This is a genomic window from Holdemania sp. 1001302B_160321_E10, assembly GCF_015552275.1.
Classification (GTDB): Bacteria; Bacillota_I; Bacilli_A; order Erysipelotrichales; family Erysipelotrichaceae; genus Holdemania.
Genome location: NZ_JADNEM010000013.1, coordinates 24,244 through 40,925 on the forward strand (window position 1 = coordinate 24,244; position 16,682 = coordinate 40,925).

14 protein-coding genes and 1 other annotated feature are annotated in these 16,682 nt (G+C 53.9%); all 14 genes read left to right on the top strand.

What is annotated here, in order from left to right:
- The first annotated feature begins 223 nt into the window (after nt 1–223).
- The 14 genes from I2D94_RS09415 (at nt 224) to I2D94_RS09480 (ending at nt 16,678) form a co-directional block, all read left to right on the top strand.
- Nucleotides 224–778 (top strand): dihydrofolate reductase family protein, encoded by a 555-nt coding sequence (locus I2D94_RS09415; protein ID WP_195396542.1) that lies wholly within the window; start codon nt 224–226, stop codon nt 776–778.
- 86 nt (nt 779–864) lie between these two features.
- Complete coding sequence (locus I2D94_RS09420) at nt 865–1,818, top strand: alpha/beta hydrolase (RefSeq protein WP_195396544.1); 954 nt, start codon at nt 865–867, stop codon at nt 1,816–1,818.
- A 208-nt stretch (nt 1,819–2,026) separates the two neighbouring features.
- Nucleotides 2,027–4,660, top strand: a complete 2,634-nt coding sequence (ppdK, locus tag I2D94_RS09425) for a pyruvate, phosphate dikinase (protein ID WP_006059200.1) — start codon at nt 2,027–2,029, stop codon at nt 4,658–4,660.
- A 181-nt stretch (nt 4,661–4,841) separates the two neighbouring features.
- Nucleotides 4,842–5,672, top strand: a complete 831-nt coding sequence (locus I2D94_RS09430) for an SDR family oxidoreductase (RefSeq protein ID WP_195396546.1) — start codon at nt 4,842–4,844, stop codon at nt 5,670–5,672.
- A gap of 96 nt (nt 5,673–5,768) precedes the next feature.
- Nucleotides 5,769–6,554: an aspartate dehydrogenase domain-containing protein gene (locus I2D94_RS09435; protein ID WP_195396548.1), complete on the top strand. Its 786-nt coding sequence runs from the start codon at nt 5,769–5,771 to the stop codon at nt 6,552–6,554.
- 62 nt (nt 6,555–6,616) lie between these two features.
- Nucleotides 6,617–7,129: a hypothetical protein gene (locus tag I2D94_RS09440; RefSeq protein ID WP_195396550.1), complete on the top strand. Its 513-nt coding sequence runs from the start codon at nt 6,617–6,619 to the stop codon at nt 7,127–7,129.
- 60 nt (nt 7,130–7,189) lie between these two features.
- Nucleotides 7,190–7,930, top strand: a complete 741-nt coding sequence (locus I2D94_RS09445; protein WP_195396551.1) for a hypothetical protein — start codon at nt 7,190–7,192, stop codon at nt 7,928–7,930.
- A gap of 75 nt (nt 7,931–8,005) precedes the next feature.
- Nucleotides 8,006–8,212: a binding site (T-box leader), on the top strand.
- Nucleotides 8,213–8,257: 45 nt separating this feature from the next.
- Nucleotides 8,258–10,000, top strand: coding sequence for a threonine--tRNA ligase (gene thrS, locus I2D94_RS09450; protein WP_229056834.1), 1,743 nt, complete (start codon nt 8,258–8,260; stop codon nt 9,998–10,000).
- On the top strand, nt 9,997–10,959 hold the full coding sequence (locus I2D94_RS09455; RefSeq protein WP_195396553.1) for an MqnA/MqnD/SBP family protein: 963 nt from the start codon (nt 9,997–9,999) through the stop codon (nt 10,957–10,959). The genes thrS and I2D94_RS09455 overlap by 4 nt, the downstream gene beginning before the upstream one ends.
- Before the next feature lie 150 nt (nt 10,960–11,109).
- Nucleotides 11,110–12,546 carry a beta-Ala-His dipeptidase gene (pepD, locus tag I2D94_RS09460; RefSeq protein ID WP_195396555.1) on the top strand — a complete coding sequence of 479 codons (1,437 nt, stop codon included), beginning with the start codon at nt 11,110–11,112 and terminating at the stop codon, nt 12,544–12,546.
- A 43-nt stretch (nt 12,547–12,589) separates the two neighbouring features.
- Entirely contained in the window at nt 12,590–13,354 is a 765-nt protein-coding gene (locus tag I2D94_RS09465) for a bifunctional 2-polyprenyl-6-hydroxyphenol methylase/3-demethylubiquinol 3-O-methyltransferase UbiG (RefSeq protein ID WP_195396557.1), read from the top strand.
- 122 nt (nt 13,355–13,476) lie between these two features.
- Nucleotides 13,477–14,232 carry an ABC transporter permease gene (locus I2D94_RS09470; RefSeq protein ID WP_195396559.1) on the top strand — a complete coding sequence of 252 codons (756 nt, stop codon included), beginning with the start codon at nt 13,477–13,479 and terminating at the stop codon, nt 14,230–14,232.
- 43 nt (nt 14,233–14,275) lie between these two features.
- On the top strand, nt 14,276–14,770 hold the full coding sequence (locus tag I2D94_RS09475) for an NAD(P)H-dependent oxidoreductase subunit E (protein WP_006059211.1): 495 nt from the start codon (nt 14,276–14,278) through the stop codon (nt 14,768–14,770).
- 21 nt (nt 14,771–14,791) lie between these two features.
- A complete protein-coding gene (locus I2D94_RS09480) occupies nt 14,792–16,678 on the top strand; it encodes an NADH-quinone oxidoreductase subunit NuoF (RefSeq protein WP_195396561.1) in 1,887 nt (628 codons plus the stop codon).
- Nucleotides 16,679–16,682 lie beyond the last annotated feature (4 nt).

The window sequence follows — 16,682 nt, forward strand, 5'->3', positions numbered from 1 at the left end:
AGAATAAAAGCTGAAATGCCGCGGTTTTTCTGTGATTTGATCGCGCAAAGACAGAAAATCGGTTAAGCTAAAGACAGAAGACAGAAGACAGAAGACAGAAGACAGAAGACAGAAGACAGAAGACAGAAGACAGAAGACAGAAGACAGAAGACAGAGATAAGGATAAAAAGAGAGAACTGAGAAAAAGAGGATAAGCGATGGCGCTTATCGGAAAGGAAAAAATATGGCAGAAAGAAAAATTATTTTAAATCTGGCGGTGAGTTTGGATGGCTATATCTGTGATCCGGAAGGGGATTTCGCCTGGATCAGCGGTCAGGGAGACCGTCGGCTGGACACTGTTCCCCATTACGACATCGAAGCTTTTGCCAGCCAGATCGACGTGATTGTGATGGGACGCAAAGCCTATGAGGACTGCGGGCTGGACTTTGTCGCAGAGCCGCAAACCAAGCAATTCTGGGTCGCCTCCTCCAAGCCGCTGGCTTTAGAGCCGCCAGCCCGGTGGATCAGCGGGGATCTGGTCGCTTCGGTGCTGGCGCTGAAAGAGCAGCCGGGCAAGGATATCTGGCTGTTCGGCGGAGCTGGCATAGTGGATCCGTTTATTCGGGCCGACGCCATCGACGAATACATTGTCGGGATCATTCCGATTCTGCTGGGGCAGGGGCGGCGGTTATTTCATGAAGGCTTCGCGCCGATCATGCTGCATCTGGAACAGTTCTGGATTGACGACGGCGTCGTGGTGATGCGCTATCGCCGCCGCGGTGAGACTTTGGGGAAGTGACAAAATCCGCGAACTGTCGGAATGGGGATAGTAAAAGATGAGGCAGGCGATCGGAAGTCATGGTATAATAGGAACGGGTGATAACCATGAAAACAAAAACGAAATTGATGATTGCGGCCGGCGCCGCCGCAGGCGCGACTGCCAGCTATTACGGCGTCTGCGAACTGGCGTATAACCGGTTTATCCGCCGCGGTCCGAAGTTCTTTGCGATGGGTCCGCAGGAAGACGCGCTGACTGAAGAACAGCGGGCGGAACGCCGGCAGCGTCAGGAAGCGGTGCAGAGCTGGTTTGCGGCCAGCCAGGTGCTGGATCTGACGCTGACTTCTTTTGACGGGCTGCGGCTGCACGCAACTCAGATTCTCAACCATCCCGACAGCGACAAGTGGATCGTGATGGCGCATGGCTATGGCGCGGACAGTCTGGCGCTTTTGCCAAGAGCGAAAACGTTTGACGAAGCCGGCTTTAACGTGCTCCTGCCGGATCTGCGCGGGCATGGGTTAAGTGAGGGAGATTATGTCGGCATGGGCTGGAATGACCGGCGCGACCTGATCGCCTGGACGGACCGCATCGCAAGCGAGCATCCGGCAAGCCAGATCGTCTTGTTCGGCCTGTCTATGGGTGCGTCTGCGGTGATGATGGCCTGCGGCGAAGAAGATCTCAGCGATCAAGTCGTCTGTGCGATTGAGGACTGCGGCTATACCAGCGTGCCGGCGATTGCGGAAAAACAGGTGCGCAGTGCGTTTGGAATCGCGACTCAGCCGGTTCTGATCGGGCTGTCGACCTTGATCAAAATGCGCTGCGGCTACTCTGTTTGGGAAGCCAGCGCGGTGGAGCAGCTGCGGCAGTGCCGTGTTCCGATGTTGTTTATCCATGGCGAAGAGGACGATTTTGTCCCCTATGACATGGTGTTTGAGAATTATTACGCGTGCGCCAGCGAAAAAGAGCTGTACACCGTGCCGTCAGCCGGGCATTGCGAAGCCTGCCGCAGTCCGCATTATGACGAGCGGCTGTTCCGTTTCATCCGCCGTTTCCTGCATTAAGCAGGCAGGCGACCCTCAAATTTGAAAAAAAGTTTAAATCTGAAAAAAGCCTAACAGACCAGTTCTGAAAGGCTTTTTTGTCATTTTGAGGGAATCTGGTTAGACCAAATATATGTAAACGTTTACAAAAACTATGGAAATTCCTGGTCACTTCCGCTATAATAAGTCTATGAAAGTTGGCTGGAAAATACGCCTATAAGGAGGAACAATGAGCGAAAAATATGTTTATCTTTTCTCTGAAGGAAATGGTAAAATGCGCGAGCTGCTCGGCGGAAAAGGGGCAAATCTGGCAGAAATGACCAATTTGGGCATGCCGGTTCCGCAGGGCTTTACCGTTACGACGGAAGTCTGCACGCGTTACTATGAAGATGGAGAAAAAATTGCGCCGGAGATTACGGAGGAAATTAACCGCAATCTGAAAACGCTGGAAGAAATGACAGGCAAGAAGATGGGCGATAAGGAAAACCCGCTGCTGGTTTCCGTTCGTTCGGGTGCCCGCGCTTCCATGCCGGGCATGATGGATACGATCCTGAATTTGGGCATCAACGACGAAGTCGTCGAAACGATCGCGGCAAAGACGGAGAATCCGCGCTTTGCTTACGATAGTTACCGGCGTTTCATTCAGATGTTCTCGGACGTTGTCATGGGCTTGCCGAAAAGCAAGTTTGAAGTGATTATCGACGAACTCAAGGACCGTAAGGGCGTTAAGCTCGATACGGAACTGGATGCGGACGATATGAAGGAAATGACTGCGCGTTTCAAGGAATTCTACAAGGAAAACCTGAACGAGGACTTCCCGCAGGATCCGAAAGAACAGATGATCCGCGCCGTTGAAGCGGTATTCCGTTCCTGGAATAATCCGCGTGCGATTTACTACCGCAAAATGAACGATATCCCGGGTTCCTGGGGAACAGCCGTCAACGTCCAGATGATGGTGTTCGGCAACATGGGCAATACCTGCGGCACCGGCGTCGCGTTTACGCGTAACCCGGCGACCGGCGAAAATAAACTGTTCGGCGAATTCTTAATGAACGCGCAGGGCGAAGACGTCGTTGCGGGGATCCGTACACCGCAGACGATCGACGAATTAAAAGAAGTTATGCCGGATGCATACAACAGCTTCGTGGAGATCTGCGGCAAGCTGGAAAAGCATTACCGCGATATGCAGGACATGGAATTCACGATTGAAAACGGCAAGCTGTTCATGCTTCAGACCCGAAACGGCAAGCGTACCGCGGCCGCGGCGTTAAAGATTGCCTGCGATATGGTAGCGGAAGGCCTGATTACGAAAGACGAAGCGCTGATGATGGTCGAACCGAAGGCGTTGGACGCCTTGCTGCACCCGCAGTTTGATCCGGCTGAATTGAAACAGGCGCATCTGATTGCCAGCGGCCTGCCGGCTTCGCCGGGAGCGGCCTGTGGTCAGGTTGTCTTCAGTGCGGAAGACGCGATTACGGAAGCCAACAAGGGCAAAAAAGTCGTGCTGGTTCGTCTGGAAACCTCGCCGGAAGACATCGAAGGCATGAACGTCGCTCAGGGGATCCTGACTGTTCGTGGCGGCATGACCTCGCATGCGGCGGTTGTCGCGCGCGGCATGGGACGCTGCTGTGTCTCCGGCTGCGGTGAAATCGACATCCATGAAGAAGAAAAAACCTTTACTGTCGGCGGCCACACCTATAAAGAGGGCGACTGGATTTCGTTAGACGGTTCGACTGGCAACGTTTACGGCGAAGCCGTGAAAACAGTTCCGGCACAGATCTCCGGCGATTTCGAAACATTTATGAAATGGGCGGATGAACGCCGCGTGCTGCAGGTCAGAACGAACGCCGACACGCCGAAGGATGCGAAGCAGGCTGTCGCTTTCGGCGCTCAGGGCATTGGCTTAGTCAGAACAGAACACATGTTCTTTGATTCCAACCGCATTAAAGCAATGCGGGAAATGATTGTTTCCTCCACGGAAGAACAGCGCCGCGCCGCTTTGGCAAAACTGCTGCCGATGCAGCGTTCCGACTTTGAAGGCATCTATGAGGCGATGGAAGGCCGCCCGGTTACGATCCGTTATCTGGATCCGCCTTTACATGAATTCCTGCCGACTTCCTCGTATGACATCGCGACGCTGGCTCAGGACATGAACCTGAATATTGACGATCTCAAGAGCATCATTACTTCGCTCCATGAGTTCAACCCGATGATGGGTCACCGCGGCTGCCGTCTGGCGATCTCCTATCCGGAAATCGCAGAAATGCAGACGCGCGCAGTCATTGAAGCGGCGATTAACGTCAACCGCAAGCATCCGGATTATCACATTACGCCGGAAATCATGATTCCGCTGGTTGGCGACGTCAACGAGCTGAAATATGTCAAGAATATCGTTACCAAGGTTGCAGATGAAATCATCAGCGCTTCCGGTATTGAAATGAAATACATGGTCGGCACGATGATCGAAATTCCGCGGGCTGCTCTGTTAGCGGATGAGATCGCGGAGGAAGCGGAGTTCTTCAGCTTCGGCACCAACGATTTAACGCAGATGACATTCGGCTTCTCGCGAGATGACGCCGGCGGATTCCTGTCGCATTATTACGACAAGAAAATTTACGAGCAGGACCCATTTGCCCGTCTGGATCAGCATGGCGTCGGCAAGCTGGTCGCGATGGCGGCAGAGCTGGGCCGCAAGACCCGTCCGAACATCAAGCTGGGCATCTGTGGCGAACATGGCGGTGATCCAAGCTCGATCGAATTCTGTCACCGCGTTGGACTGAACTATGTTTCCTGCAGTCCGTACCGTGTTCCGATCGCTCGTTTGGCAGCAGCGCAGGCAGCGATTAAGAATGACAAGCACTAAAATTTAAAGAGGCTCAAAAGGCAGGCTGATTTACGGCCTGCTTTTTTCTCGTTCGAAGATTAAAAACGGGATGTTCAAAAAATTCAGTCCTTTGAAAAAAAGAAAAAAGACAAGGCAGGGAGTTCGCTTTCTCTTTAGAAAACGTTTATAATAAAAGCAAGGAAAGATAGGTGATTGAAGTATGAAAAGTATTTGCGTGATCAGCGGCGGCGGCAGCGGCATGGGTTTGGAAGCAGCGAAGATTTTAGGCCGGAAACATAAAATCATTCTGATGGGAAGAACGGTGGCCAAACTGGAAAATGCCGTTAAACAGCTGCGTGATGTGGGAATCGAGGCCGAGGCTTACCCGGCCGATGCCAGTCATCGCGAATCGGTCAGGCAATTAGCGGCGTATGCGGCGCAGCAGGGTGAGGTCAAAGTGCTGATCCATGCCGCAGGCGTTTCTCCGCACATGACAGATGCGCAGAAAATCTTCGAGATCAACGCGATCGGAACGATGAACATGGATGAGGAATTCGTGAAAATCATGCCGGAAGGCAGCTGCATCCTCAATGTTTCCAGCATGTCGGCGTACATGCTTCCGGCGGATAAGGAGCCAAAACAGATATATAAACTGAGTCTGAGTGATGCGGAGGCCTTCCGTCTGGCAGTGAATCAGATGCTCAGCCAAGTTCCGCGAGAGCAGCAGACCGGGACAGCCTATACCCTTTCCAAAAACTTTGTTCTCTGGTATACTGCGTGGATGGCTGTGAAGTTTGGCAAGCAGGGAATTCGGATCGTCTCAATTTCGCCGGGTACCTTTAAGACACCGATGGGTGAAATTGAAGGCAAGGAAGCCGCTTCCTTCGCAGAGCGCGGTGCTTTAGGCCGGATGGGCGAACCGGAAGAAATCGCGAAGATGATGGCGTTTATGGTCAGTGATGAATGTTCCTACCTGACCGGCGTCGATATTCTGTATGACGGCGGTTCTGTTGCCGCGCTGCAGGCGATGAGGGAAGATCGAGCTCAGTAACAACAGAAAAAGAGAATTACAGCGTGAAGCTGGAGCCAGCGTTTTGAAAAAGACGTTTCGTGCTTCAGCTTTTCAGAACGAAAAGAGGAGAAGAACATGAAAACAAAATTTGCGATTTTAGGGGCTGGCAAGCTGGGCAGCATTGTGGCGCGGGCCTGGAAGTCCGGCAAGATGCCGGAATATGAGCTGGTCGGCATTCTCAGCCGGACGGCGGACTCCGCTCAAGCCCTGGCGGAGGAGGTCAGCGTGGCCTGGACAACTCAACTGGAAGAGCTGCTGAGGTGGAAACCGCAGATCGTCGCGGAAGCGGCTTCCGTCGAGGCGGTAAAGGCCAATGCGGTCGCGGTTTTACAAGGCGGAGCGGATTTCGTCACGCTGGCGATCGGGGCGTTTGCGGACGCTGATTTTTATGAAGAAGTGCAGGCGGTGGCGCGCGCAGCCGGCCGCAAGGTTTACATCGCTTCCGGCGCGATCGGAGGCTTTGATTTAATGCGCACGGCGGCTGTGATGAGTCCGATCGAAGCGTCCATCACTTCCGAGACCGGACCACAGTATCTGCGTACAACGCCGGTCTATCGTGAAGAAATGGCGGCCAGCGAAACGACGCTGACCGCTTTTGAAGGCACTGCTAAGGAAGCGATCGCTTTGCTTCCCCGCCGGGTGAACGTCGCCGTTGCCACGTCGCTGGCCACCAACGGGCCGGAGCATACCGGTGTGAAGATCGAAAGTACGCCGGGCTTTATCGGTGATACCCATACGATCCGGGTGGAAGGTGAGGAAATCAAGGCGGAAATTGCGATCTATTCCCGCACCAGCGCGATCGCCGGATACAGCGTTGTGGCTTTGCTCAACAACATCGCTTCCCCGATTCAGTTCCAGTAGTTTTTCCTTCCCGGCAGGTATAAATCGGAAAAAAACGCCGAGAATACTGGCAGGAGGAATTAATGATGAAAAAAACAATTCTGCGGTACGCTGCGGTCTGCTTGGGATTTACTTTGATTTTGGGCGGCTGCAGCAGAAACAACAATTCAGCCACACCCACGCCGTCGATGACCCCTTCGACCTCGCCGGAAAGCTCGATGACACCGACGGAAACGGTGGAACCGATTGCCAGTATTCAGGATGTTCTGGATCACTTCCAGAATAACAATTACACCTTCAACCAGGTGACACCGATTGAAAACACGGATTTCAACGCACTGGAAGGCACCTCATTTCAATACAACGATCAGGTCTATTACCTTTATCGTTTTGATCCAGCCAACGAGGAAAGTCAGAAAATGCTGAACTATGCGAGTCAGAACGGCCGGATGAAGGTCAACGCTAACGGTCAGGAAACCGAATACTACGCGTATGTCAACGGCAATACAGCTTTGATCTACGACAGTAAGGAAATGATCGAAGACCTGAAGGAAATCTATTCGCAATACCGCAATTCCACAACGCAGGGTCAATAAGACTCTGCCTTTTCTTTCCCGTGATATAATGAAAGCAGAAAGCAGAAGGCAGGGATGACGATGCGCAGAAAAGGAAGCTTTATCGTCGCATTGCTTGCGATGATGGTGATGCTGAGCGCTTGCGGCTGGCTGGATCAGCTGTGGATTCTGGCCAAGACGAGCCGGGCGCTGACGACGATGGAATCCGTGACCGCAGACATCACGATTGAGGCTGAAGGCAAGGCTGGCAACCGCTATCTATGGCTGCCCTATCATGTTGCCGGACAGGGTGTGCTGCAGGGACGGATGGAAGAACCCGCAGTCAATCTGGATTTGCGCTGGCAGGGCGGCAGCGGCGTGCTTCAGATTCCGCTGCATGTTCAAGCTCAATGGTGCTGGCAAGAGGACCGCTGGCAAAAATATGATCTGAATCAGAAACAATGGGTTGATCAGCCGGGGGCCGAACCAGCCTTGCCGGATTGGAAAGCCATTCTGGCTGTTTTGAAAGCCGGCCGCTGGTCGATGCAGGAAACGATCGGGAACGTCCGCTGTGCCGAGGTCAGTCTGACGCTGGATGCAGTTACGGCCGCAGCTTATTTCAAAGAATGGGGTCTGGAAGATCCGATTGCCGCGATGATCGAAAGTCAAAAAACGCTGACTGTTCGGTTCGCGGTAAAGGAGGAAACCGGGGAACCCGTCCGCTTAACGCTGGACAGCGGCGGAACGGAGGAGCTTTCCGGCGATTTGTCGATGACGCTGGATCAGCTGCATATCCAGGTTGATTTTTCACAGATCGACCAAACGACCTGGGTGCAGCCTTAAACCCGGTCATCGTTCTGAATTTCTGGAAAAAATTCATTTCCATTGACAAGGCAGGAAAACCGGTGTATAAAAGAGGTACATACAAAGACCAGGACATGATCGTTTCAGAACTTGGATCAGAGAGGTTTCCGGAAGGTGCGAGGAAGCTGAAAAGGGAAACGGTTACCGCCTGCGAGTATCGCTTTTGAAAAAGCGACGATTCTCATCGTTATTGAGCTTGAGTGCCTGTTTCATGGAAGAAACAGGAAATAAGGTGGTACCGCGTTGAACAACGTCCTTAATCAAGGGCGTTTTTTTGTGGTCTTAGAAAAACAGGAGGAAGGAACTATGATCAACATCAAAGAAGACGAGCATCTGCATGTGCTCAACCACAGCTGTGCGCATTTGTTGGCGCAGGCTGTCAAACATCTGTATCCGCACGCAAAATTCTGGGTTGGACCGGTCATTACCGACGGTTTCTACTACGACATCGACTTGGGTGATGATGTGCTGCATGAGGAAGATTTGGCGAAGATTGAAAAAGAAATGAAGAAGATCGCCAAGGATGGCAAGCGTATTGTCCGGCATGAAATCTCGAAAGCGGAAGCGCTGGAGATGTTCAAGGACGATCCGTACAAGCTCGATCTGATCGGGCACATGGACGAAGACGATACGGTGATCAGCTGCTACTCCCAGGGGGATTTCACCGATCTGTGCCGCGGCCCACACGTTGAGAGCGTCAAGGAGCTGAAGCATTTCAAGCTGCTGAAAGTCAGCGGCGCGTACTGGAAGGGCGATGCCAACAACAAGATGTTGCAGCGGGTTTACGGCATCTGCTTCGATACCGACGAGGAAGTCCAGAACTATCTGAATTTCCTGGAAGAAGCGAAGAAGCGCGATCATAAGAAATTAGGCCGTGAGCTGGATCTGTTTATGATGAGCGAGTATGGCCCGGGGTTCCCGTTCTTTTTACCGAACGGCATGATCCTGCGCAACGTTTTGGAAAACTACTGGTATGAAGAACACACCAAGGAAGGCTATCAGTTCATCAAGACGCCGATCATGCTTTCCAAGGAATTGTGGGAGCTGAGCGGACACTGGGCAAATTACAAGGAAAACATGTATACGACGATGATCGACGACCGTGAGTTTGCGATCAAGCCGATGAACTGTCCGGGCGGAATGCTTGTGTATAAAAATGGTCTGCATTCCTATAAGGATCTGCCGTTGCGCGTCGGCGAGCTGGGACAGGTCCACCGTCACGAAGCCAGCGGTGCCTTGAACGGATTGTTCCGCGTCAGAACGTTCACTCAGGACGATGCGCATATCTTCATGCGCGAGGATCAGATCGAGAGCGAAGTCGTCCGTCTGATCAATTTCATCGACCGTGTGTATTCGGTGTTTGGCTTAAGCTATGAAATCGAGCTGTCGACACGGCCGGAAAAGAAATATATCGGATCGATTGAAATCTGGGATAAAGCGGAGGCGGCGCTGGAAGCGGCGTGTCATGCAGCGGGCAAGGCCTGCAAGATCAATCCGGGCGACGGCGCGTTCTACGGACCGAAGCTGGACTTCCATTTAACGGACAGTCTGGGACGGGTCTGGCAGTGCGGCACGATCCAGCTGGATATGAATCTGCCGGAACGCTTCGATCTGACATATGTCGACGCGGACGGTTCCAAGAAACGTCCGATCATGCTGCACCGCGTCATCTTCGGCTCGATCGAGCGCTTTATCGGCATTCTGATCGAACATTACGCCGGTGCTTTCCCGATGTGGCTGGCGCCGCAGCAGGTCGTCATCGTTCCGGTGCATCATGAACGGCATCTGGACTATGCGAAAGAATTGGAAGCGATGTTGTTGGCCAAAGGCGTGCGCGTGAAGGTCGACGGCCGCAACGAAAAGCTGGGCTACCGTGTTCGTGAAGCGCAGACGCATAAGATTCCGATGCAGATTGTCGTCGGCGACGGCGAGGTTGAAAACAACACGGCGACGGTTCGCCGGTACGGCAAGAAAGACTCTGTGACGCTTGGCAAAGAGGAATTGCTGGAAAGTATCCTCAACGAAATTGAAACGAAGGCGCGCGTATGAAGAAATGGCTTTGTTTCCTCAGCGTTCTTGCGCTGACGGCGGGGTGCGCCGCCAATCCTAAAACACCCGAAGCAACTCCGGAAACATCGCCGGAGCCGACTGCGGAAACCACGCCGGTTTCCTTGTCGATCCTGGGTCCGACCGGAGCTCCGGCGCTGGCCTTGATTGCGCCGATGAAGGCAGGACAGGATGTGACGCTTGTCGACGGTACGGATGTACTGCAGGCCGCGTTCGTCAATCCGAATCCGGAATATGACGTGATCGTCGCGCCGAGCAATCTGGGTGCGAAGCTGGCCGCCAATGGCAAGACAACCTACCGGATGGAAAGCGTCTTAACCTGGGGAAATCTGTATCTGGTCGCGGCGGATGAAGCGGCCTTGGAAAACACAGGTGTCTTTGCGGCCTTCGGCGAAGGTGCGGTACCGGGCAAGGTGCTGGAAACAGTTTTACAGGCTAACCCGGTTACGCCGGAAATCACCTGGTATGCCAGTGTGGCGGAAGTCCAGGGCGCTATGCTGGCGGGGAAAGCCGACGTGGCACTGATGGCGGAGCCGGCGGCGACGGCGACAATCGCCAAAGCGAAGGAGAATGGTCAGGTGCTGAAGATCGTCATGGATCTGCAGGAACAATGGAAGACGGCTACCGGAACCCAGGGCTATCCGCAGGCGGCGCTGTTTGTCCGTCAGGATCTGCCAGAAGAAAAGAAAGCAGCCGTTGAAACCATGCTGCAGTCGATGCGCGATTATCTGGCGCAGGCGGAACAGGATTCGTCGATCGTTGAAGCGGATATTGAAACACTGGGTGCTCAGACGCTGGGCGTGCCTGGCGGCGCTGTGATCGCTAAGACATGGACGCGGATGAATCTCAACATCGTTAACGCACGGGAAGTTCAGAGCGAACTGGAATCCTTCCTCACGCTGTTTGAGATTACGGAACTCGCGGGCATATTGGCAGAATAAAACAAAAGATTCACTGAGAGAAGGTCAAGCCGGCCTTCTTTTTTTATGGATTGTAAAAATTTCGTTATGAAAAGAAATAATTTTCAGAATGTGTTGAAAACGAATGAAAACAAGCGATATAATAGAAATCAGAGAAAGGGTGGTACACCAATGACGATGGACTTAAACGAACGGATTTTTTATTACTTTAACGAACTGACAAAGATCCCGCACGGCTCCCGCAACGAAAAACAGCTGAGCGACTGGCTCGTTCAATTTGCGAAGGATCACGGCCTGCGCTGGATTCAGGATGAGATGAACAACGTCATCATTTATAAAGCCGGCACCGCTGGCCTGGAAAAGGCGGGCGCGGTGATTCTGCAGGCGCATATGGACATGGTCTGCGAGAAGGAAGCAGACGTGGATTTTGACTTTGAAACGCAGGCGTTGAATACTTATGTGGAAGACGGCTGGCTGAAAGCCCGCGGCACGACGCTGGGGGCGGACGACGGCGTGGGCGTCGCGATGATGCTGGCGCTACTGGAAGCAAACCAGAAACCGCATCCGCCGCTGGAATGCGTGTTCACAGTGATGGAAGAGATCGGCTTGAATGGCGCGCAAGGGTTAAAGAAAGACTATTTTACGGCGAAACGGATGATCAACATGGACTGTGGCGGCGAAGATAAAACCGTGGTCTCCACCGCGGGCGGGTTAGTCTGTACGATGACGATGGTGCGGCCGCAGGAAAGTTTTGAAGGCAGCGGCTGGAAATTGACGGTTTCCGGACTGAAAGGCGGACATTCCGGTTCGAATATCGATAAAGAGCTGGGCAATGCGAACAAAATCGCGGTCCGCTGTCTGCGGGAGCTGGTCAAAAACGAGCTGGAGGTCTGGATCGCGGATTGGGACGGCGGCAATAAGGACAACGCAATTCCGCGCGATTGCTGGATTCGTTTCGCCAGCCAGGATTCGCGCAAGGTCCGGAAGTGCGTCGAGCAGGTAGCGGAACAGGTAAAGGCGGAGCTGAAGGCCAGCGATCCGGACGTTGCCATTTCATTGGAAGCTGATTCTTCGATCAGCGCGGTTTACTCTGCGCAGGATTCCAAAGCGTTCATCAATTTCATCACCGTCCTGCCAAGCGGCCTGCGTGCCAAAAGCATGGCGATTCCGGGCCTGACCTGGGCTTCGGAAAACCTGGCTTCGATCAAGCGGCGCGGATCCAGTCTGATCGTCACGATCTCGATGCGTTCAGCGCAAAAGAGCTGGATTGAAAAAATGAGCGACGAACTGACGATCCTGGCGGGATTGTATGGCTGGACCTGCAGCTTTGCTAACGGTTATCCGGCATGGGATTATTGTGAAAAGAGCGCGATGCGGCAGAAGCTGGCGGCCCTGGTTCAACAGAAAACCGGGAAGGAATTAAAAACGGAAGCCGGCCATGGCGGTACGGAATGTGGTGTGTTCTGTGAAATGATTCCGGGGATTGATATCGTGACGATCGTACCGGAAGCCAGCGGCGCGCATACACCGCAGGAAAAGCTGAATCTGGCGTCATTTAAACGGACATACGACCTGCTTTGCGAGCTGTTGGCGAGCTTGGAAGATTAACGCTGCATTCTGATTAGTTTTTGCTTGGCAGGGGGGGACGCGTATGGATCTGGATCTGATTTATGATTATTTTGACGAGGAACATCGCTTAACCGCGACGCCGGCCCGCAGCATCGAACTGTTGACGACGAGAATGCAGATTGCGAAAGTGCTGAAACCGGGTATGCGGATTCTGGATGTGGGAGCTGGAAGCGGAGCCTACAGTCTGGCTTATGCCCAGGAGGGCTATGCGGTCACCGCGGTGGAACCCGTGAAAAAGCACTGTGCACTCATGAAGGCGAAACGCCGGCCGGCCATGGATCTGACGATCCTGGAAGGCAACGCCCTCGATCTGACGATGCTGGAAGCCGCTTCGTTCGACGTCGTCCTGTGTTTGGGACCGCTCTATCATCTTGAGCATGAAGCGCAGCGGACACGCTGTCTTGAACAGGTGCTGCGCATGCTGAAACCCGGCGGATCCGCATTCTTCGCTTTTATCAATAACGATATGGTGTTCATAACGGAAGCGATGGTCTACAATCCGGATTTTCTGGACAACGGCCGGTATGACCGCAGCACGTTTAAGGTGGCGGATATCCCGTTTGTTTTTCTGACGCTGGATCAGGTTCGCTGCTGGCTGGATACGCTCGGCTGGAAACCGGCTCAGGTTTTCGCCGCGGACGGCATGGCCGAGCTGCTGGCGGACAAAGTGAACGCACTGAGCGCCGAACAGTTTCAGCAATGGCTTGCGTTTCACTGGGCGATGTGCGAGAAGCCGGCGATGCTGGGCGCGAGCAATCATGTTGTTTTCAGGCTGGATAAAGTGTGATGAATATCGCAAAAGGGCGGAGCTGACCGCCTTTTTTGTGCATTGATCCGCAAGGTCGGGAAAGGGCGAAAAATGGGAAATAAAGATAGCGTTTTCATTCGGACTGATGATATAATAAATCCATGAGAAAACAGCGAACCGGTTTGAAAAAAGAACAGTTCCTTACGATCGTGATCCTGATGATCCTCTGGCAGCTGCTGGCGCTGAGCGTCAATAACGACATTTTGATCCCGATGCCTATGGATGTGGCGCGGCGGATGCTTGCGGATGTATCGCAGCCGGCCTTCTACGCACAGACGCTGAGTACTCTGGGGCGGATGCTCAAGGGCTTTGGAATTTCACTGATCCTCGCGTTGGTCTGCGGGTTTGCGGCAGCGACGCAGCCGGTGATCCGGCGCTTGATCGAACCGCTTGAGGTGATCGTCAAAACGATTCCCAATTTGTCCTACATTATGATTTTCCTGATCTGGCTGGGCAGCGAAGGCAGCGTCATGGTCACCAGCTTCTGCGTGCTGTTCCCGGTCTTTTATACAGCGGTTTTGTTGAGTCAGGATCTATTGGACAGCGAGCTGCAGGATGTGCTGCGCTGCTACCCGGAAAGATCGGTGTCTGTTTTTTGGAAAGTACGTCTTCCGCAGGCTTTGCCGCATCTGTTGGCGGCGATGAAAACCGGCTTCGGCTTAGGCTTGCGGGTCTGCGTCATGGCGGAGGTGCTGACGCAGGTGAGAGTTGGAATCGGCCGGCAGATGTCGTATGCGGCGCGGATCGCGCTGGATATGACGGGTCTGTTCGCCTGGACGCTGTGGATTATTCTGATCAGCGCGGCGGCGGACGGCTTGTTCAGCTGGCTGCAGAAAAAGGTTGAATCATCCCTGTGATGTTTTCAATATAGAAACCCAAATAACACGTGGAGGTGAAAGGATGGGGAAACTCAACGAACAGTCGGTGCAGGTCATTGATCGGATCGTCGATCGGCATCGCGGCCGGCCGGGACCGGTGAAGCTGATGCTGCACGACGTCCAGAAAGAGCTGGGCTATATTCCGTTTGAAGCAATGGAGAAAATTGCCGCAGCGTCAGGCGTTTCAGCCGCCGAGGTGTATGGCGTCGTCACGTTCTATACGCAGTTTACGACCGAACCGAAGGGCAAGCATGTCATCAATGTGTGCATGGGCACAGCCTGTTATGTCAAAGGATCGGCGGATTTACTGCAGCGGATTTGCGATCTGACCGGTACGAAGGTCAATCAGACAAGCGCCGACGGTCTGTTTTCGCTCGATGCAACGCGCTGCCTGGGGGCATGCGGATTAGCGCCGGTAGCGATTCTGGACGATCAGGTATATGGCAACGCGACCAGCTCCACCGCGCTGGAGGACCGGATCAAAGCGATCATTAAAACCGAGTCCGGCGTTCAGTAAAAGAAGAAAGAGGAGAAGCACATGAAATCATGGAATGAACTTCGCGAACTCCGGGCGAGCGCGGCGAAGGAAATCGCATTGCGCAATCCGGGAGCTTCGGCCGCTGCGGGGCCGGAACGGCTGCATGTTTTAGTCTGTGCCGGCACCGGCTGCACATCGTCATCTTCGGCGTTGATCATGGAGCAGATGCAGCAGCAGTTAACCGCCCGCGGTCTGGATCAGGAAGTCCGCGTCATCAAGACCGGCTGTTTCGGTCTGTGCCAGAAAGGTCCGATCGTTGCGGTCTATCCCGATAAAATTTTCTACTGTCATGTCAAACCGGACGATGTCGGCGAGATCATCGAACAGCACTTCATCGGCGGGCAGCCGGTAAAACGGCTGGAGATGAACGACATTGACGAAATCACGCAGGAAAAGATCTTTGATATCGACAAGATCCGCTTCTATGCCAAGCAGCAGCGGATCGCGTTGAAAAACTGCGGTCAGCTCGATCCGGAGAATATCCGCGAATATATCGCCCGCGACGGCTATGAAGCGCTGGCGAAAGCGCTGCATGAAATGCAGCCGCAGGAAGTAATCGACGAAATTAAGAAATCCGGCCTGCGCGGCCGCGGCGGCGGGGGCTTCCCGACCGGTGTGAAATGGCAGTTTGCGGCAGATCAGCCGGCGGGCGACAAGTATGTTATCTGCAACGCCGACGAAGGCGATCCGGGCGCGTTTATGGATCGTTCGATTTTGGAAGGCGATCCGCATGCCGTCTTGGAAGCAATGGCGATCGCGGGCTATGCGATCGGCGCCCAGCAGGGTTATGTGTATATCCGCGCGGAATACCCGATCGCGGTGAAACGCTTGCAGATTGCGATCGAACAGGCGAAGGAACTCGGTCTGTTCGGTGAGCATATTTTAGGTACGGACTTCAGCTTTGATATCGAGATCCGCCTGGGCGCGGGCGCGTTTGTCTGCGGTGAGGAAACCGCGCTGATCCAGTCGATCGAAGGCAAGCGCGGCATGCCGGTGCCGAAGCCGCCGTTCCCGGCGGTCAGCGGCGTCTGGGGCAAGCCGACGATTATCAACAACGTCGAAACCTATGCCAATGTGGCGCAGATCATCCTGAAGGGCTCCGGCTGGTTCAATGCGATCGGCACGGAGAAATCCAAGGGTACCAAGGTCTTTGCGTTAGGCGGTAAAATCGTCAACACCGGACTGGTTGAGATTCCGATGGGCACGACGCTGCGCGAGGTGATTTATGAAATCGGCGGCGGCTGCCCGAACGGCAAGAAGTTCAAAGCGGTGCAGACCGGCGGCCCAAGCGGCGGCTGTTTGACCGTCGAGGATTTGGATACGCCGATTGACTTTGACAATCTGATCGCTTTGGGCTCGATGATGGGGTCCGGCGGAATGATCGTTTTGGATGAGGACAACTGCATGGTCGACGTCGCGCGCTTCTACATGGAGTTTATTGTTGACGAATCGTGCGGCAAATGTACGCCGTGCCGCGTCGGCACCAAGCGCATGCTGGAACTGCTGACGGATATCTGCGAAGGCCGTGGAACGATGGAAACGCTGGACGAGCTGGAAACGCTGGGCAAGATGATCAAAGATACCGCATTATGCGGTTTAGGTCAGACCGCTGCCAATCCGGTGCTGTCGACGCTGCGCTTATTCCGCGACGAATATGAAGCGCACGTCAAAGAAAAACGCTGCCCGGCCGGTGTCTGCAAGAAGCTGCTGCATTACTCGATCGATCCGGAGAAGTGCCGCAAATGTTCGATGTGTGCCCGCAACTGTCCGGTCGGCGCGATCAGCGGCGTTCCGGGCCAGAAACCATATGTGATCGACCACGACAAGTGCATCAAGTGCGGCGCTTGTATGGAGACCTGCCGCTTCGGTGCGGTCAAGCGCGATTAAGGAG